This is a genomic window from Mesorhizobium sp. M0815 (assembly GCF_040319995.1).
Taxonomy (GTDB): domain Bacteria; phylum Pseudomonadota; class Alphaproteobacteria; order Rhizobiales; family Rhizobiaceae; genus Mesorhizobium.
Genome location: NZ_JAMYOU010000016.1, coordinates 72,558 through 88,714, shown reverse-complemented (window position 1 = coordinate 88,714; position 16,157 = coordinate 72,558). Strand labels below are relative to the sequence as shown.

General features: G+C 63.1%; 19 protein-coding genes and 1 riboswitch. Of the genes, 10 read left to right on the top strand and 9 right to left on the bottom strand.

Annotation, left to right across the window (positions count from 1 at the left end):
* Positions 1-18: 18 nt before the first annotated feature.
* Positions 19-381 carry a MerR family transcriptional regulator gene (locus tag NKI01_RS18850; RefSeq protein ID WP_352964196.1) on the top strand — a complete coding sequence of 121 codons (363 nt, stop codon included), beginning with the start codon at positions 19-21 and terminating at the stop codon, positions 379-381.
* The gene (locus NKI01_RS18845; RefSeq protein WP_352964193.1) at positions 378-992 is read left to right on the top strand and encodes a short chain dehydrogenase; all 615 of its coding nucleotides are present in this window, start codon (positions 378-380) and stop codon (positions 990-992) included. Before NKI01_RS18850 ends, NKI01_RS18845 begins: the two co-directional genes overlap by 4 nt.
* Before the next feature lie 153 nt (positions 993-1,145).
* Here the strand turns inward: NKI01_RS18845 and NKI01_RS18840 are convergent, their stop codons facing one another.
* Positions 1,146-1,574 (bottom strand): cupin domain-containing protein, encoded by a 429-nt coding sequence (locus NKI01_RS18840; protein ID WP_352483497.1) that lies wholly within the window; start codon positions 1,572-1,574, stop codon positions 1,146-1,148.
* Positions 1,575-1,594: 20 nt separating this feature from the next.
* Entirely contained in the window at positions 1,595-2,362 is a 768-nt protein-coding gene (gene gloB / locus NKI01_RS18835) for a hydroxyacylglutathione hydrolase (RefSeq protein ID WP_023721117.1), read from the bottom strand.
* Between the two features lie 98 nt (positions 2,363-2,460).
* Between gloB and NKI01_RS18830 the strand changes: the two genes are divergently transcribed.
* From NKI01_RS18830 to NKI01_RS18820, 3 genes are all read left to right on the top strand, one after another.
* Positions 2,461-3,231 (top strand): class I SAM-dependent methyltransferase, encoded by a 771-nt coding sequence (locus tag NKI01_RS18830; protein WP_352483498.1) that lies wholly within the window; start codon positions 2,461-2,463, stop codon positions 3,229-3,231.
* 130 nt (positions 3,232-3,361) lie between these two features.
* Entirely contained in the window at positions 3,362-5,194 is a 1,833-nt protein-coding gene (locus NKI01_RS18825) for an ABC transporter ATP-binding protein/permease (protein WP_352964188.1), read from the top strand.
* Positions 5,195-5,270: 76 nt separating this feature from the next.
* Positions 5,271-6,077, top strand: coding sequence for a DUF1194 domain-containing protein (locus NKI01_RS18820; protein ID WP_352591157.1), 807 nt, complete (start codon positions 5,271-5,273; stop codon positions 6,075-6,077).
* A gap of 18 nt (positions 6,078-6,095) precedes the next feature.
* On the opposite strand, the gene NKI01_RS18815 is transcribed toward NKI01_RS18820, so the two are convergent.
* Complete coding sequence (locus tag NKI01_RS18815) at positions 6,096-7,121, bottom strand: RNA polymerase subunit sigma-70 (protein ID WP_352895398.1); 1,026 nt, start codon at positions 7,119-7,121, stop codon at positions 6,096-6,098.
* 41 nt (positions 7,122-7,162) lie between these two features.
* Entirely contained in the window at positions 7,163-7,909 is a 747-nt protein-coding gene (locus NKI01_RS18810) for an SDR family NAD(P)-dependent oxidoreductase (protein ID WP_352964185.1), read from the bottom strand.
* A 235-nt stretch (positions 7,910-8,144) separates the two neighbouring features.
* Here NKI01_RS18810 and NKI01_RS18805 point away from each other — a divergent pair, with 235 nt between their 5' ends.
* The gene (locus NKI01_RS18805; protein WP_023721111.1) at positions 8,145-8,465 is read left to right on the top strand and encodes a DUF1330 domain-containing protein; all 321 of its coding nucleotides are present in this window, start codon (positions 8,145-8,147) and stop codon (positions 8,463-8,465) included.
* Between the two features lie 84 nt (positions 8,466-8,549).
* Here NKI01_RS18805 and NKI01_RS18800 read toward each other — a convergent pair whose 3' ends face one another.
* A complete protein-coding gene (locus NKI01_RS18800) occupies positions 8,550-8,756 on the bottom strand; it encodes a hypothetical protein (protein WP_352483502.1) in 207 nt (68 codons plus the stop codon).
* Here NKI01_RS18800 and NKI01_RS18795 point away from each other — a divergent pair.
* Positions 8,755-8,964: a hypothetical protein gene (locus NKI01_RS18795; RefSeq protein WP_352717297.1), complete on the top strand. Its 210-nt coding sequence runs from the start codon at positions 8,755-8,757 to the stop codon at positions 8,962-8,964. The genes NKI01_RS18800 and NKI01_RS18795 overlap by 2 nt on opposite strands.
* Before the next feature lie 62 nt (positions 8,965-9,026).
* On the opposite strand, the gene metW is transcribed toward NKI01_RS18795, so the two are convergent.
* Positions 9,027-9,641, bottom strand: a complete 615-nt coding sequence (gene metW / locus NKI01_RS18790; protein ID WP_023721109.1) for a methionine biosynthesis protein MetW — start codon at positions 9,639-9,641, stop codon at positions 9,027-9,029.
* Between the two features lie 172 nt (positions 9,642-9,813).
* Complete coding sequence (metX, locus tag NKI01_RS18785; RefSeq protein WP_292661143.1) at positions 9,814-10,983, bottom strand: homoserine O-acetyltransferase MetX; 1,170 nt, start codon at positions 10,981-10,983, stop codon at positions 9,814-9,816.
* 92 nt (positions 10,984-11,075) lie between these two features.
* A riboswitch (SAM riboswitch) is annotated at positions 11,076-11,153 on the bottom strand.
* A gap of 138 nt (positions 11,154-11,291) precedes the next feature.
* On the opposite strand from metX, the gene hisC reads away from it, so the two are divergent.
* A complete protein-coding gene (gene hisC, locus NKI01_RS18780; RefSeq protein ID WP_352591148.1) occupies positions 11,292-12,401 on the top strand; it encodes a histidinol-phosphate transaminase in 1,110 nt (369 codons plus the stop codon).
* A 6-nt stretch (positions 12,402-12,407) separates the two neighbouring features.
* Positions 12,408-13,343 (top strand): prephenate/arogenate dehydrogenase family protein, encoded by a 936-nt coding sequence (locus NKI01_RS18775; protein WP_352483504.1) that lies wholly within the window; start codon positions 12,408-12,410, stop codon positions 13,341-13,343.
* Between the two features lie 131 nt (positions 13,344-13,474).
* Here NKI01_RS18775 and NKI01_RS18770 read toward each other — a convergent pair whose 3' ends face one another.
* Complete coding sequence (locus NKI01_RS18770; RefSeq protein ID WP_352591145.1) at positions 13,475-14,476, bottom strand: DUF2125 domain-containing protein; 1,002 nt, start codon at positions 14,474-14,476, stop codon at positions 13,475-13,477.
* Positions 14,477-14,590: 114 nt separating this feature from the next.
* Between NKI01_RS18770 and NKI01_RS18765 the strand changes: the two genes are divergently transcribed.
* Complete coding sequence (locus NKI01_RS18765) at positions 14,591-15,124, top strand: gamma-glutamylcyclotransferase (RefSeq protein WP_352591143.1); 534 nt, start codon at positions 14,591-14,593, stop codon at positions 15,122-15,124.
* A gap of 45 nt (positions 15,125-15,169) precedes the next feature.
* Here the strand turns inward: NKI01_RS18765 and NKI01_RS18760 are convergent, their stop codons facing one another.
* Positions 15,170-16,150 carry a quinone oxidoreductase family protein gene (locus NKI01_RS18760; RefSeq protein ID WP_352591140.1) on the bottom strand — a complete coding sequence of 327 codons (981 nt, stop codon included), beginning with the start codon at positions 16,148-16,150 and terminating at the stop codon, positions 15,170-15,172.
* Positions 16,151-16,157: the final 7 nt, after the last annotated feature.

The window sequence follows — 16,157 nt, the reverse complement described above, 5'->3', positions numbered from 1 at the left end:
CGGCAGGGTAGGCGACACATGCGCATTTCGGAGGCGGCAGCTACAAGCGGACTGAGTATCGACACTATCCGCTATTATGAAAAATTGGGTTTGCTTCCGAAGGTCAGGCGAGGACGTGACGGGAGGCGGGACTTCTCGGCAGAGAATGTCGAATGGCTAATACTCCTGTCCTCGCTGCGCGAGACAGGTATGCCCATGGAGCAGATGCGATACTTTGCGCGGCTTTATCAGCGGGGCAGCGAGACTCTGCCCGAACGGAAAGCGGTTCTTCTTGATCACGCAGCGCATCTGGACAAGCGGCGAGCTGCGTTGGATGGCTGCGCCGAACTCCTTGCCTACAAGCTCAAACGATATGACGAGATGGCAGAAGAAATATCATGAGAATTATTGTCGTCGGCGCGGAAGGTGACATCGGCAAAGCGGTTTGCGACGAGTTGGGTTCCCGCCACGCGATCATCAAGGCCAGCCGCTCTAGTGGCGACTTTCAGGTTGATATGGCTGACCGCGCATCGCTCGATGCCATGTACGCCAAATGTGGCAAAGTGGATGCCGTCATCTCTACCGCAGGCAATGTCCATTTCGGGCCGCTTGGCAAGTACACCGAAGAGACGTTCATGCTTGGCCTGCGCCATAAGGTCATGGGCCAGGTCAATCTGGTGTTGGCAGGGTTGGCCACTGTCAGCGATGGCGGCTCGTTCACACTGACTAGCGGAGTGCTCGACCGCGATCCCATTCGGATGGGAACAGGGGCGGCAACAGCGAACGGCGCGCTCGGCGGTTTTGTCCTTGGTGCGGCGATCGATGCCGCGCGGTCTTCGCATCAATGTTGTGAGTCCCGGACTTCTGGACGTGTCCGTGCCGAGATATGGCGAGTGGTTCCCCGGTCACGAGCCCGTTTCGTCGAAACGGGTGGGGCTCGCCTATGCGAAGAGCGTGGAAGGGGCCATCACCGGCCAAGTGATCATCGTCGGGTAGTTTCGCAGAAATCCTAAGTGTTGGGACATATTGGTCGCCCCCTGAATATCAAGGGTAGTTTCCGTTGCAAAATTTCGGAGGTTCGAGAGTGACTCTTGCGACAACCTGAACGACGGCTTTCCATCCTGAGCGGCTGTTGTCGTTGGGTACCAAGCGTCAGGTCTTCACCACTACGGCGTGCCCGGCAGCCAGCCTGGTTCGGCCAATTCGAAGGCGGCGAAATCGAAGCCCGGCGCCACGGTGCAGCCGACCAGCGTCCATTCGCCGAGGCTGCGTGCCGACTGCCACCAGCCTGCCGGCACGACGATCTGCGGCCGCTCGCCTGCGGCAAGCGCCGTGCCAAGGATCTCCTCGATGACGGGACCGCCTTCTCGATGTATCGACAGCGCCAGCGGCGCACCGTCATAGAAGTGCCAAACCTCGGCCGCGTCCTTGACCCGGTGCCAGGCCGACAATTGGTCCTTCTCCAGAAGGAAATAGATCGCCGTCGAATGGCCGCGCGTGCCTGCCGCGCCGTCGCGAAAGGTTTCGGCATACCAGCCGCCTTCCGGATGCGGCTTCAGGCCGAGCAGGGCGATGATTTCGGCGGAACTGGTCATGCCCTAGCTCCTGGTGCCGCTCAGAAATTGTCCTTGCGCTTGCGGATCTCGGCGAACACTTCGGCGTCGGAGGCCTTTTCCAGGCCGAGATGCCTGCGGATCGCCGGATCGTGCCAGCGCAGGAACGGATTGGTCGACAGTTCCTCGCCGATCGTCGTCGGCAGCGTCGGCTTGCCGTCGGCGCGCAGCGCCTCGATCTTGGCGGCACGCTCTTTCAGCGCCGAATTGGTCGGGTCGACGGTCAGCGCGAAACGGGCGTTGGCCAGCGTATACTCATGTCCGCAATAGACGACCGTCTCGGCCGGCAGCGCTGCGAGCTTTTTCAGGGATTCGTACATCACCGGCGGCTTGCATTCGAGCAGCCGCCCACAGCCGAGCGCAAACAGTGTATCGGCGGCGAATGCCACTTTTGACGCCGGCAGGTGATAGGTGACATGGCCTGCGGTGTGGCCGGGTGTGGCGATGACCTCGATCCGCTCATCGCCGAGGTGGACGACCGAGCCTTGCTCGACGGTTTCGTCGATGCCGGGAATCTTTGCCTTTTCGGCTTCCGGCCCGACGATGCGCAGCTTGAAACGCTCCTTCAGCGCCAGATTGGCTTCGACGTGGTCGAGATGGTGGTGGGTGGTCAGGATCATCGTCGGCGTCCAGCCGGTGCGCTTGATGGCGGCCAGGATCGGCGCCTCTTCGGGTGCGTCGATGAGCGCCGTCTGGCCGCTTTTGGGGTCATGCACCAGCACGCCGAAATTGTCGCTGCGGCACATGAATTGTTCGATCTCGACCGGCATCATATCTCTCCGTTTACAGGCGCAGACATAGGGCGCCTGCCAGCTGATGTCATCTGCCTTTGTTGAACTTGGACTGCTTCGAAGCTACCGTTCCGCCCATGCATTCAGATATTGTCGACCTCCGTTCCTTCTATTCGACCACGCTCGGGCGCCTGGCCGAACGCTCGATCACCATGGCGCTGTCCTCGCTATGGGCTGTTGTGCCCAACGAGCGGCTGGTCGGCCTCGGCTATACCTTGCCATGGCTGGAGCGCTTCGGCAGCGATGCCGAGCGCGTCTTTGCCTTCATGCCGGCGACGCAGGGCGCGGTGGTCTGGCCGGCGACGGGGCCGACGGCGACCGCCCTGGTCTTCGACGAGGAGCTGCCGCTGGTCGATTCCTGCATCGACCGCATGCTGCTCGTCCATTCGCTCGAACATGTCGAGAACCCGCGCGAGACGCTGAACGAGATCTGGCGGGTGCTGTCGCCGGCCGGCCGTGTCGTCATCGTCGTGCCCAACCGGCGAGGCGTCTGGGCGCGCTTCGAGCATACGCCTTTCGGCAATGGCCGGCCGTTCTCGCGCGGCCAGCTGACCGAATTGCTGCGCGAAGCGAATTTCACGCCGGCGGCATGGTCCGATGCGCTGTTCTTTCCGCCGTCGCCGCGACGTTTCATGATGCAGTTCCACAATGTGCTGGAGCGTGCCGGCCGGCGCTTCTGGCCGATCTTTTCGGGCGTCATCGTTGTAGAGGCGCAGAAGCGGCTCTATCAGGGCGTCCCGGTGGCGCAGCGCGCCTCCCGCCGCGTCTTCGTGCCGGTTCTCTCGCCGCATGGTGCGCCGACGCTTGGCCGGCTGTCGGGGGCCGAACGTCCGGCGTCGCCAGGATGACGCGTTCGTGATCCGACGCAGGCTTTTTCTCACCTATCTGTCGCGGACGGGTTCGCTGCCCGATTGAAGGCATATGCGGTCGATCCTATCACCGGGGTTTAGCACCGCTTCCGAATGCAAGGATCCACTCATGGCTGATCATCCGGATGTCGAGCCCAGCGCCCAGAAGCTTGCCACGTCGATCGAAGCCAGCAGCCTGCGTGAGCAGCTGGCAACAATCAAATTGGCGCTGACCACCTCGCCAGTGCGAAAACAATTGCTTTGGGCAGCGATCGGCATCGTCGCCGTCATCGTGGCGAGCTCGATCGGGCAGGTTCTGCTCAATCGCTGGAACCAGCCTTTCTACGACGCGCTGGCGCGGCGCGACATGCCGGCTTTCCTGCATCAGCTTCTGGTCTTCGCCGGCATCGCCGGCGGGCTTGTGGTGCTCAATGTCAGCCAGACCTGGCTCGACCAGATGCTTCGCCTGAAGCTGCGCGAGGCGCTGACGCTCGACCTGATCGGCGAATGGATGCGGCCGGCGCGTGCCTTCCGGCTGACCCATGCCGGCGCCATCGGCGTCAATCCCGACCAGCGCCTGCAGCAGGATGCCGGGCATCTCTCCGACCTTTCGACCGGTCTCGGCATCGGCCTGCTGCAGTCCTGCATCCTGCTTGCCTCGTTCGTCGGCGTCTTGTGGTCGCTGTCTTCCGGCTTCGTCTTCCACATAGGCGGCCATTCGCTGGCCATACCCGGCTACATGGTCTGGGCGGCGATCCTCTATGCGGGCACCGCTTCGTGGTTGAGCTGGCTGGTCGGGCGGCCGCTGATCCGCTTCAACAACGATCGCTATACGCGTGAAGCGGAGCTGCGCTCCTCGGTGGTTCGCGTCAACGAGAATGTCGATGCCATCGCGCTTGCGCATGGCGAGGCCGATGCCAGGCGCCGGCTCGAATTCGACCTTGGCATGGTGCTGGGCGCCATGCGGCGCATCTACAGCGCCCAGATCAATCTTTCCTGGGTTACCGACACCTATGGCTGGATCACTGTCGTCGCGCCGATCCTCGTCGCTTCCCCGGTCTATTTTGCCGGCGATATCAGCTTTGGCGGCTTGATGATGGCGGTCGGCGCCTTCAATCAGGTCCATTCCTCGCTGCGCTGGTTCATCAACAATATCGGCGGCATCGCCGATTGGCGCGCCACGCTGATGCGGGTCGCCGACTTCCGCATCGCGCTTGGCGACACCGACGCGCTGCACGATACGGAAAGGCGCATTTCGTTCGGCGAAAATCCCGACGGCAGCCTGACCTTCGAGAAGCTCGAGATTGCCTCGCCGGACGGATGCACCAAGCTTGCCGAGCCGCATGTCGAAATCCGCGCCGGCGACCGCGTCATGATCACCGGAGATCCGGGCGCCGGCAAGACGCTTTTCTTCCGCGCCATTGCCGGTCTGTGGCCATGGGGCAGCGGCCGGATCGGCATGCCGGCCGGAGAAGCGCCGATCTTCGTTCCGCGTACTCCCTATTTCCCGCTCGGCAGGCTGCGCGAGGTGCTCAACCATTCAGACGGCGCGGCGGAGGCGAGCGATGCCGAGATTTCGGAGGTGCTGGCCGATGTCGGGCTGCAACGCCTGTCGTCCTCGCTCGATCACTCGGCGCGCTGGGAGCGTGAGCTCAGCGACGACGAGCAGCGTCTGCTGGCCTTTGCCAGGCTCGCCTTGCGACGGCCGAAATGGGTGATCATCGACGAGGCGCTGGACGCGTTCGACGGCGCGACGCTGAGGCAAGTGCTGTCGATGCTGGACAAGCGCCTTCCCGACGCCGCGATCCTCAATATCGGCCGCGGCCAGCACAATACCCGCTTCTTCCCGCGAGCGTTGACCATCGTCAAGGATGCCGGCCAACCGCCCCTCAAGCCGGCCCGTGTCAGGGCAGGCGCCATCGAACCGCCCCCGGTTATCGCCTCGGCCCGCCGAAAGAAATAGAAGCCAAGCTTTATTTCGCCGCGATCGCGGCGAAAAACTATCGCGATCGTTTCAGATGGGAACGTTCCGATCGGCCATGCTTGACGCTCTCGCCCTGCTCGCCTGCCTTGCCTGCGCCCCGGCAGCACCTGTGGCCGCGCCCGCCAATGCCATTGCCGTCGACGTCGAGCTGGTGCTGGCCGTCGACATCTCGCAGTCGATGGATGAAAGAGAGTTTGCCCTGCAGCGCGCCGGCTATGTCGCGGCGCTGCGCCATCCCGACTTCATCAATGCCGTGCGTGCCGGCCCTTCCGGCCGCATCGCCATCGCCTATTTCGAATGGGCCGGCACCATCCGCGACGATGCGGTCATTGCCTGGCACGTCATCGACAGCAAGGAGAGCGCCAACGCTTTCGCCGACAAGATCGCGGCCCGCCCGTTCAGGAGCTTCCGCGGCACCTCGATTTCCGGTGCCGTGGCCTTCGGCGCCGAGCTTTTCGATGGCACGGCCTTCGTGGCCAAACGCCGCGTCATCGACGTCTCTGGCGATGGCCCAAACAACACCGGCTTGCCGGTCACAACGGCACGCGATGCGGCGCTGGCGAAGGGCATCGTCATCAACGGGTTGCCGATCCTGATCAGCCCGTCACCGACCTTCAGCCATCTCGACCGGTATTATGCCGAATGCGTCACCGGCGGACCGGGCTCGTTCGTCCTGCCAATCTATGCGGTTTCCGAATTCGCCACCGCCACTCGCCGCAAACTGATCCTCGAGGTCAGCGGCGTCGAGTATCCCAAGGAGGATCCGAGGACGATCCGCATCGACGCACCGATCGACTGCCTGCAAGGCGAGCGCGACCGGCGGTTTTTCTCCGACCCGTATTTCCCGGAACTCGACCGGTAAGGCTTGCCCACGGGTAAGCTAGGCCGGTGGCAGGCCGAAGGCCGGGAACAGAGATGGCCCGAGCGGCCCTATGAAGATCGTCAAGGAAGCGATCCCGCCCTCGGCTGGCTCGAACACATGCAGGGAATGGGCCCGCCACGCCGGGTCATCGTGGCTGCGGGAATAGACCCCGACCGCCGGCTGGCCATTGGCCGCGGTGGCCAGCGTGCGGAAGCCGCCGAACCTCGGCCAGACGGTCTCGAAGAAACCGCGGATCGCTTCGCGGCCTTGATACCATTCGCGCCAAGGCGGCATGGTATAGATGGCGTCCTCACGCAGGAGCTCGATCAAACCTTCGAGATTGGCGGCCTGCCAGGCCTGCATGTAACGTTCGAGCAGCAGGCCTTCTTCGGGGTTGGGCCGTGATCGGCTGGCCGGCCGTCCGCCAGGATAGCGCGCCGTCAGCGTTGCGCGGGCGCGCTGCAACGCGCTGTTGATCGAAGCCGTCGATCCGCCCAGCAAACGCGCCGTCTCGACGGCCGACCATCCCAGGACGTCGGCAAGCAGCAGCGCGGCGCGCTGCCTGGGCGGCAGATCCTGGATAGCGGCGACGAAGGCGAGCTGGACGGCCTCGCGGCTCTCGTAACGGGCTTCCGGACCTGGCTCGCTGCCGGCAATGTCTGGAAGCTCGGCGTCGGGGTAGGGCTCCAGCCACGCGACGTCAGCTACGGCCCCGCCTATGGCCGCCCCGTGCGACGGCGGCCGTCCGGGTTCCCGGAGAATGCGACGCGCCCTCGACCTCGCCTTGATGGCGTTAAGGCAAGCATTGGTCGCGATCATATAGAGCCAACCGCGAACCGAACCCCGCCCGTCGAACTCCGACCTTGCGCGCCAGGCGCGAAGCAACGTGTCCTGGACGAGGTCGTCGGCCTCGTGCAGCGAACCCATCATGCGATAGCAATGCAGCTTGAGCTCGCGGCGATGCGCGGCCGTGACCTTCTCGAAGGCCAGCCGATCGAGGATCGGCTGGCGTGCCGGTTCCAGAGGTGGTTGAGCGTCTGTCATGCTACTTTCGGGTTCCGGGTCAGGTTTGCATTACGCGCGCCTCAGGCGGCCGGGGCAAGCCCGCTCCCGCTCACCATGAAGGAACTGCCTTGCGGCTGGCCGGTGGCGAGTGCGACCACCGCCCGTCCGACATCGGCCGGCGTCTGCATGTCGGTCATGGCGGCGATGAAGTCCGCCGGCTGGATGCCCATATAGGCCGCGATGCTGTCGACGCCGGCCTTGCCCACGCCGGTCTCCGGCATGATCCGCATCGGCGCGAGCGCCATGAAGCGCAGGCCGAGGCCAAGCCGGTCCGACTCCTTCTGGCTATGACCGGCCAGGAACATCTGCATGCGTTTTGCGCCGGCATAGCCGCCGGCATTGGGTGGTCCGCCGGTCAAGGCCGCGCCGCTGGAGATCAGAACGATCCGGGTTCCCGGCTTGAGCGGACGGCGCAGAGCGGCCCGGCAAAACAGGAACGACGCCTTGACGTCGGTGTCCCAATTTGCCGAGAAGGCCTTCCAGTTCTGTTCATGCACCGGCGGGGAAGGGGCCAGCGCACCTGCGCAGATCACCAGCACGTCCGGCTCAAGCGCGGCGAAGACCTTATCGGGGGCGGAGTCCACCGTCGCATCGATCGCGAGCGTCTTCACGCCGGAGACCTCCCAGGCAAATTGCGCCAGCGCCTGTTTTCCGCGGGCGACCGCCAGCACCGTCGCTTTCTCCTTGAGGGCGACCTCCGCAATGGAGCGGCCGACACCCCGGCTGCCTCCGACGACGACGACATTCTGATTTTGCAACGATCCCATGGATCACCTCTCTGTTCCCGGCCGCCGGACCATCCAGGCGCGCTCATCGATAAGGACAGCGCAGGTGGGCGGAAATCATCGGTGCCAGGCAGAAATATCTTTCAGGTGACGGCAGCGGCGCGCCAGTTTTGTATTCGGTGTCATTACCTCGGGGGTAATCGACCAGCGCGCAACGTCCCGGCAAACTGCTCCCATCAAGCCGGTTGTCCGGCTTTCGACCACAAGGAGTTACACCATGACCGCCTACGCCGTCGCCCATATGCGCCAGGTCACGCCGGGGCCGCCGATCGTCGAGTACCTGCAGAAGATCGATGCCACGCTTGAGCCGTTCGGCGGGCGCTTCATTGTGCATGGCAGCGAGGTGGACGTGGTTGAAAACACCTGGCCGGGGCACCTCGTCATGATCGAATTTCCAGACATGCAGCAGGCGCGCGGATGGTACCGCTCGGCCGCCTATCAGGAGATCTTGCCGCTGCGCACCGAGAATTCTCAGTCCGATGTGGTCCTTGTCGACGGCGTTGCGCATCCGCACAAGGCCACCGACGTACTTGAATAGGGCAATGATCGGCTACGATCGGCTTCTATGGCGCCGCCATCTGTCCGGCGACACTGAATTTGGATCGCGTCTGCATCGGCAGCTTCACCGCCCCTGCAGCACCTTGATCGCGTTGGACATGTCGCCGTGCGACAATGCAGCCAGGTAATCCGAGTAGTTGATCCTCCCGTTCGCGAAGCCGTTCATCAATCGCGTGCAGAACGTGTGTTCCAATCCGGCGTCCGGGACGTTCATGAGCGCGGCGAGGTTTGCCCTTTCAACCTTGCCGAACCGCATCTTGAACTTGGTCATGCACCGCTGGATCGCCTGCCGCTTCAGCGCCGGGCTGCCGCTCAACGCGACTTGTCCATTCTGGAAATCGGTCTTCGATGTCGTACACCCAGAAATCAAAGTGGCCGATATCAAAGCTGTTGCTAATACTAGCGTCTTCATTGCTTCCCCCAAACCAACCCATTTGAGACCTGTTAAAGCAACAAAGAATGCTGGGCAACTTCATTGAATGGAAAACTGAAAATATGGTTTTTTGCGGAGGTCGGAGGTTCGTTGCTTCTGCCTGTTAACCTATCGTTTCAGCAGAAATACCGCCTGCTGGCCGAAAAAGTTCCAGAACCACCACGGCATGGAGAAGCCGATCCGCTGGCCGTTGGCGTCGAGCGCGGTTGCCTTTTCCACCGTCGCGCCCAGCTCGTCGCATAGATTGACGAAATCGCGAATGGTGCAGAAATGGATGTTGGGGGTGTCGTACCAGTAATAGGGCAGGTCCTTGGTCACCGGCATTCGGCCGTTGAAGAGCAGCGAAAAGCGCACCCGCCAGTGGCCGAAATTGGGAAATGAGACGATGGCGCGGTTGCCGATCCGGAGCAGTTCGTCGAGCACCAGCTTCGGATTGCGGGTCGCCTGCAAGGTCTGCGACAAGACGACAAAGTCGAAGCCCTTGTCGGGATAGAATTGGAGGTCCTTGTCGGCATCGCCTTGAATGACCGACAGGCCGCGCGCCACGCATTCGTTGACGCCGCGCTGCGACAGTTCCAGCCCGCGGCCGTCGACCTTCTTGGTCGCCTGCAGCAATTCGAGCAGCAGGCCGTCGCCGGAACCGACGTCCAGCACCCGCGACTGCGGCGGGATGAGATCGGCGACGACTTCGAGGTCGACGCGCTGGGCGCGGTTGACGCTCATTGGCTCGGCTCCTGCCTGGCGCATGGTCCTGATCCGAAAAGTCTGCAACTTTTCGGGGCCATGCGCTGATGCCTGGCGCATGATCCTGATCCGAAAAGTCTGCAACTTTTCAGGGTCATGCGCTGATGCCTGGCACATGGTCCTGATCCGAAAAGCGTGCAACTTTTCGAGGTCATGCGCCGAGCCCTCTAGCCCGGGCCGCCGAGGCGATGAAGCCTTTGATGGCGGCGAACAGTTCCGGCTCGTCGAGCAGGAAGGCGTCGTGGCCGCGGTCGGTCTCGATTTCGACGAACGATACCGAGGCGCCGGCCGCGTTCAGCGCGTGAACGACCGAGCGGCTCTCCTCGGTCGGGAACAGCCAGTCGCTGGTGAAGGAGACCAGGCAAAAACGGGTCTTGGTGCCGGCGAAGGCATCGGCCAGCCGGCCGCCATGGTCGGCGGCGAGATCGAAATAGTCCATCGCCCGGGTCATGTAGAGATAGGAGTTGGCATCGAAGCGATCGACGAAGGTCATGCCCTGATGGCGCAGATAGCTCTCGATCTGGAAGTCGGCATCGAAACCGAAGGTCAGCGCTTCGCGGTCCTGCAGGTTGCGGCCGAACTTGCGGTGCAGCGCTGCTTCCGACAGATAGGTGATGTGGGCGGCCATGCGCGCCACCGCCAGCCCCTTTTCCGGTCGCTTGCCGTGCTCGAAATATTTGCCGCCATGCCAGTCGGGGTCGGCCATCACCGCTTGCCTGCCGACCTCGTGGAAAGCGATGTTCTGCGAGGAATGGCGGGCGCCGGTGGCGATCGGCAGGGCCGAGAAGACGCGCTCGGGATAGCTGGAGGCCCATTGCAGCACCTGCATGCCGCCCATCGAGCCGCCCAGCACGCTGAACAGCTGTTCGATGCCGAAATGCTCGACCAGCATCAGCTGCGCCCGCACCATGTCGCGGATGGTGATGATCGGCAGGTCGAGCCCGTAAGGCTTGGCGGTTGCGGGATTTGTCGAGGCGGGGCCGGTGGAACCGAGGCAGCCGCCGATGACGTTGGACGAGATGACGAAGAAACGGTCGGTATCGATGATCTTGCCGGGGCCGATCAGCACTTCCCACCAGCCCGGCTTGCCGGTCACCGGATTGGTGTTGGCGACATGCTGGTCACCGGTCAGCGCATGGCAGACGAGGATGGCGTTGGAGCGCGCGTCGTTGAGCGTGCCATAGGTCTGGTAGGCGATCTGGAACGGCGACAGCAGCGTGCCGGCGTCGAGCTTGAGCGGCTTGTCGGCGCCGAAACGCAACACCGGGCTCGACGGCTGGTCGGCCTCGTTGTTGGTTTTTCGCGCGCGCAAAGCGACCATCACATCTCCTTGCCCGGCCTTCAGTTGTCCGCCGGTCCGGGCAACAACCAGTCAGGGCAACAAAAAACCGGCCATGCCTTCGCAAAGCCGGTTACAAGATGCAAACGGCCCTTTAGCAAGTTGTTTAACGTGGCTGCAAGCCGACCGGCCAAATCACCACGGAACTGTCGCTGCTCTTCTAGGACTGACGCATGGCTTCGTCAACGGCAAGTTATTGATCCCGAATTGCCGCCCCTCGACATTCCGGGCCACGGCTTGTATTTCCGCTGCGGCTTCCGGATGGAGGCTTCCTCGACGGATTTCATGGAATGAGCCAGACACCGGATCAGACACGTCCAACGCCCCGCGCCGGCATCATGGACATCGAAGCCTATGTGCCCGGCAAGAGCGCGGCGCCTGAAGGTGTCGTCAAAGTCCACAAACTGTCGGCGAACGAGAACCCGCTCGGTCCTTCGCCAAAGGCGATAGAGGCCGCGCGCGCGGTCGCCGACAAGCTCGCGGTCTATCCCGACGGCAGCGCCAGGCGCCTGCGGGAGGCGATCGCCGACGTGCACGGGCTCAATCCGGCGAACATCGTCTGCTCCAACGGTTCCGACGAGATCCTGGGCCTGCTTGCGCAGACCTACCTCGCGGCCGGCGATGAAGCCATCATCACCGAACACGGCTTCATGGTCTACAAGATCTACATCCAGTCGGCCGGTGCCGTCCCGGTAACGGTCAAGGAGACTGATGAACGCGCCGACATCGATGCGATCCTCGCCGCGGTGACGCCGCGTACCAGGATCATCTTCCTTGCCAATCCGAACAACCCGACCGGCACTTACGTGCCGTTCCAGGAGGTGCGCCGCCTGCATGCGGGCCTGCCGCGAAACGTGCTTCTGGTGCTGGATGCCGCCTACGCCGAATATGTCCGGCGCAACGACTATGAAGCTGGCGTCGAGTTGGTGGGCAGCGCGGAAAACGTGGTCATGACCCGCACTTTCTCGAAATTGGGCCTCGGTGGCGCGCGGATCGGCTGGATCTATGCGCCAATGCACGTCATCGACGCGATCAACCGCGTGCGCGGGCCCTTCAACGTCAATGCGACGGCGATCGAGGCAGGCATCGCGGCGATCCGCGACCGGGCTCATATCGAGCGCAGCGTCGCGCATAACGAGACCTGGCTGGCCTGGCTGAGCGAGCAATTGACCGGGCTCGGGCTGCGGGTGACCCCGAGCGTCGGCAATTTCATCCTGATCCACTTTCCCGAGGACAAAAAGCATTCGGCGGCGGCCGCCGACGACTACCTCAGTGCGCGCGGCTACATATTGCGGCGCGTTTCCGGCTACGGTTTTCCCAACGCGCTGCGCATGAGCATCGGCACCGAAGAGGCTAATCGCGGCGTTGTCGCAGCACTCGCGACATTCCTGAAAAGCTAGGGCACCATGACCTCACCGATGTTCGAAAAGATCGCGCTGGTCGGCATCGGCCTGATCGGTTCGTCGCTGGCCCGCGTCATCCGCCGCGAGGGACTTGCCGGCCAAGTCGCCATTTCGACGCGCAGCGAAGCGACGCTGGAGCGGGCGAGCCAACTCGGCCTTGGCGACACCTACACGACAGATGCGAAAGAAGCGGTTCGCGATGCCGATCTGGTCATCGTTTCGGTGCCGGTCGGCTCTTCAGGCACGGTCGCCCAGGAGATCGCACCGGCGCTGAAGAAGGGCGCCATCCTCACCGATGTCGGCTCGACCAAGGCATCGGTGATCGCGCAGATGCAGCCGCATGTGCCTGATGGCGTGCACTTCATCCCCGGCCATCCTTTGGCCGGCACCGAAAAATCGGGACCGGATGCCGGTTTTGCTGAACTGTTCGAGAACCGCTGGTGCATTTTCACGCCGCTGGCCGGCACCGATCCCGTGGCGCTGGAAAAGCTCTCGGAATTCTGGCGCCGCTGCGGCTCCAACATCGACACGATGGACCCCCAGCATCACGACATGACGCTGGCCATCGTTTCGCACCTGCCGCACATCATCGCCTATAACATCGTCGGTACCGCCGACGATCTGGAGTCGGTGACCAAGTCCGAGGTCATCAAATACTCGGCTTCCGGCTTTCGCGACTTCACCCGTCTCGCGGCGTCCGACCCGACCATGTGGCGCGACGTCTGCCTGCACAACAAGGACGCCATCCTCGAAATGCTGGCGCGGTTCTCGGAAGATCTGTCCTCGCTGCAGCGGGCGATCCGCTGGGGCGACGGCGAAAAGCTGTTCGACCTGTTCACCCGCACCCGCGCTGTCCGCCGCTCGATTATCGAGGCCGGCCAGGACATCGACGTACCGGATTTCGGCCGCCAGGCAGTCGAACACCCGCCGAAGGGATAAGCCGCGGCAAGCCGATCGCAGGCCGTACCGCCCCAGAACGGTTCATCGTTTCACGGAAACGCCGAACCGGTCTATCTTTTTGTTTGACGCAATCCGGACGGAAAACCGTTCACAATTTTCCTGGAATTGCTCTAGTCGAGCGGCTTGATCTTGCCGAGCGGGATGAAGCCGAGCGAGGCCTTGCCCTTGACGATCTTCAGCGGCATCGACGGTGCGTTGCCGAGCAGCGCCAGTCCGGCGAAGCCGGTCTGGATTTCTTTCTTCTGCTCGGGGATGGCGGTGGCGAGGATTGCCGCCACGGCCTTCGGGTCAGTGACCTTGATCATCAGGTCGGCATTTATGAGACCGTCGTCATCGACCGACAGCGGTCCGGAAACGGTGATGCGCGCGGTTCCTGAAGACAGATCGAGCTCGTGGATTTCGGCCGCCTGGCCGCGCAGGCTCTTCGGATTTTCCTTGATCAGCGTCACGCCGTTCTTAAGCGTCACGTCGCCGCTGCCGTCGAGTGGCGGCAAGACGCGCCCGCCGATGGCCTCCGCGTCGATTTCGAGATCGGTGAAATTGCCGGCATAGTCGATGTCCTGGCCGTTTGGGCGCAATTGCCCGGTGGCGGTTCCGGCGCTGAACAGCGAGACGGGATCGGTGTCGTCCGCCGGATCGGTCTGGCCGGACAGCCCTTCTGCCTGCAGCGAGAGGCGCCCCGGCAGCGGCCAGGACAGCTTCATGTCGGCCCGCAGATCATCCCAGTCGATCCACAGCGGCGTCATGCCGGGAACAGAGGTCCTGAGCGGCCCCCTGAACTCGGCGGCAGGCGACAGAAGCCGCGTGATCTGCGTGGCGGCGTTGATTTTGCCTGTCGATGCAGCGACGTTGCGGCTGTCGTCCTCGTAAGCCAGACTTTCGCAAGAAAGCGTGAAGGTGAAGGGATAGCCGCTGACCGCGAGATTGGCGCAGTCGGCCTTGATGCCTTTGTCGTCGAGATCGGCGACCGCCTTGTCGGTTGCACTCTCGACCAGGTCCGCCAGGTAGAACCAGCCGGCGCTGTAGATGCCGAACAGCACGAGGATGAAAGCGGCAAGCCACAACAGGCGGCGACGTTGGCTGGGCGGCGGGCGCTCGTCACTTGACGTCATGCTGCGGCTTTCGTTAACGCGGGTGGCACGGGCGGGCTGTCGCTTTCGGCAACAACAGGTAGACGGACTGAAACACCACCGGTGAGGTGGTTCGTCACAATCAGGCTTGGCGATATGGGCGATTTTTGGGTTTTTGGCTACGGCTCACTGATCTGGCGGCCGGGATTCGCGCATGTCGAGACGCGGCGTGCCCGCCTGCATGGCTATCGCCGTTCGCTCTGCGTCTATTCTTTCGTGCATCGCGGCTCGCGCGAACGGCCGGGCCTGGTGCTCGGCCTCGACCGCGGCGGCTCCTGCGTCGGGCTGGCGTTCCGGGTTCCAGGCGAGCTGCGCAACGAGGTCGTCACCTATCTGCGCGAACGCGAGCTGGTCACCAACGTCTATCTCGAGCGTGTGCTCAGCGTCCGCCTCGACAAGCGTGAAACGGATGGGGGCGAGACGGTCGAAGCCATCGCCTATGTCGTGGACCGCAGCCATGAGCAATACGCCGGTGCGCTCGACGCCGCCGAGGCAGCAGCCGTCGTTCGCGGCGCCGTCGGCCAGTCGGGGAGGAATGAGGATTACGTGCTCAGCACGCTGGAGCACCTCGAAGCACTGGGTATAAGCGATCGCTGGCTGGAAGAGGTGACAAGACGGGTCGCGACGTAGCTTCTTTGGTCGTTGACCATGATGCTTTCGGCGTCGTGGTCCGGGCTACATCCTGAAAATCTGTTTGCCAAGATCGGCGCGATCCAGGCTGTTTGCCACGGCGAGCTTGAACTCGGTCAACGGGCGGAGACCGCCGACAGGAACGTGGAAGCCGGGCTGGCCGAAGATGTCGATGATCTCGCGTAGCACAGGTCGGTCGGCTTCGACCGGCGGCGAAAAGAAGTAGCGATAAATATTCGCCCTGATCTCCACGCCGCTCAGCAACACATCGAAATTGTGAAGTTCGAAGCGCTCGGCACTCATGCCGCCATTGATCACCATCTGCCCGCCGAGCGCCAGGGTGCGGATCAATTCGCCGCTGACAGGTCCGCCGACATTGTCGATAATCCCGTTCAATCCGGCGCCACCGGTGATATCCATCACGGCTTCCCGGATACTTGCCTTCAAGTCCGAAAGGTCAAGAATGGCGGCGACGCCAAGCGTCTTCAGATCGAAGCTTTGGTGCGAGCGCCGCACCAGCGCGATGACGTTGATGCCGCGTCGTTGGGCGAACTGCATCACCATTGTCGAAATCGACGAATAGCCGGCCGTGACAGCCAGCCACTGGCCAGGCCGCACACGGGAATCCACCATCAGATCCCACGCGGTAATGGGGTTCACCATCTGCCCGGCGCGTTCGACCGGATAGCCGGCAGGCAACGGGATCAGCCATTCGGCGGGAATGGCCGCGTACTCGGCCCAACTGCCATAATAGCTGAACGCGACGAGCGTGCCCGGTTCCAGCAAAACGTTCGCGCCAACGGCTTCGACGATGCCGGCGCCATGGTTTCCCGCGATCTGCTGGGGAAAATGCGGCTTCTTCGGTTCGGGATAGAGGTTCTGGACAAACAGGAAGTCGCCCGGATTGATCGAGGCCGAGACCATCCTGACCAGCACCTCGCCATCGCCGATCCGCGGCATCGGCAGGTCGTCAACGTAGAGCACGTCGCGCGGCGAGCCGATGGCGTCAAATACAATTGCTTTCATGCCGGTC

Excerpts from the sequence above, each read along its gene's own strand:
- NKI01_RS18850 (WP_352964196.1), top strand. The coding sequence starts at position 19 with ATGCGCATTTCGGAGGCGGCAGCTACAAGCGGACTGAGTATCGACACT.
- NKI01_RS18845 (WP_352964193.1), top strand. The coding sequence starts at position 378 with ATGAGAATTATTGTCGTCGGCGCGGAAGGTGACATCGGCAAAGCGGTT.
- NKI01_RS18840 (WP_352483497.1), bottom strand. The coding sequence starts at position 1,574 with ATGACCAGTTCCGCCGAAATCATCGCCCTGCTCGGCCTGAAGCCGCAT.
- gloB (WP_023721117.1), bottom strand. The coding sequence starts at position 2,362 with ATGCCGGTCGAGATCGAACAATTCATGTGCCGCAGCGACAATTTCGGC.
- NKI01_RS18830 (WP_352483498.1), top strand. The coding sequence starts at position 2,461 with ATGCATTCAGATATTGTCGACCTCCGTTCCTTCTATTCGACCACGCTC.
- NKI01_RS18825 (WP_352964188.1), top strand. The coding sequence starts at position 3,362 with ATGGCTGATCATCCGGATGTCGAGCCCAGCGCCCAGAAGCTTGCCACG.
- NKI01_RS18820 (WP_352591157.1), top strand. The coding sequence starts at position 5,271 with ATGCTTGACGCTCTCGCCCTGCTCGCCTGCCTTGCCTGCGCCCCGGCA.
- NKI01_RS18815 (WP_352895398.1), bottom strand. The coding sequence starts at position 7,121 with ATGACAGACGCTCAACCACCTCTGGAACCGGCACGCCAGCCGATCCTC.
- NKI01_RS18810 (WP_352964185.1), bottom strand. The coding sequence starts at position 7,909 with ATGGGATCGTTGCAAAATCAGAATGTCGTCGTCGTCGGAGGCAGCCGG.
- NKI01_RS18805 (WP_023721111.1), top strand. The coding sequence starts at position 8,145 with ATGACCGCCTACGCCGTCGCCCATATGCGCCAGGTCACGCCGGGGCCG.
- NKI01_RS18795 (WP_352717297.1), top strand. The coding sequence starts at position 8,755 with ATGCACCGCTGGATCGCCTGCCGCTTCAGCGCCGGGCTGCCGCTCAAC.
- NKI01_RS18800 (WP_352483502.1), bottom strand. The coding sequence starts at position 8,756 with ATGACCAAGTTCAAGATGCGGTTCGGCAAGGTTGAAAGGGCAAACCTC.
- metW (WP_023721109.1), bottom strand. The coding sequence starts at position 9,641 with ATGAGCGTCAACCGCGCCCAGCGCGTCGACCTCGAAGTCGTCGCCGAT.
- metX (WP_292661143.1), bottom strand. The coding sequence starts at position 10,983 with ATGGTCGCTTTGCGCGCGCGAAAAACCAACAACGAGGCCGACCAGCCG.
- hisC (WP_352591148.1), top strand. The coding sequence starts at position 11,292 with ATGAGCCAGACACCGGATCAGACACGTCCAACGCCCCGCGCCGGCATC.
- NKI01_RS18775 (WP_352483504.1), top strand. The coding sequence starts at position 12,408 with ATGACCTCACCGATGTTCGAAAAGATCGCGCTGGTCGGCATCGGCCTG.
- NKI01_RS18770 (WP_352591145.1), bottom strand. The coding sequence starts at position 14,476 with ATGACGTCAAGTGACGAGCGCCCGCCGCCCAGCCAACGTCGCCGCCTG.
- NKI01_RS18765 (WP_352591143.1), top strand. The coding sequence starts at position 14,591 with ATGGGCGATTTTTGGGTTTTTGGCTACGGCTCACTGATCTGGCGGCCG.
- NKI01_RS18760 (WP_352591140.1), bottom strand. The coding sequence starts at position 16,150 with ATGAAAGCAATTGTATTTGACGCCATCGGCTCGCCGCGCGACGTGCTC.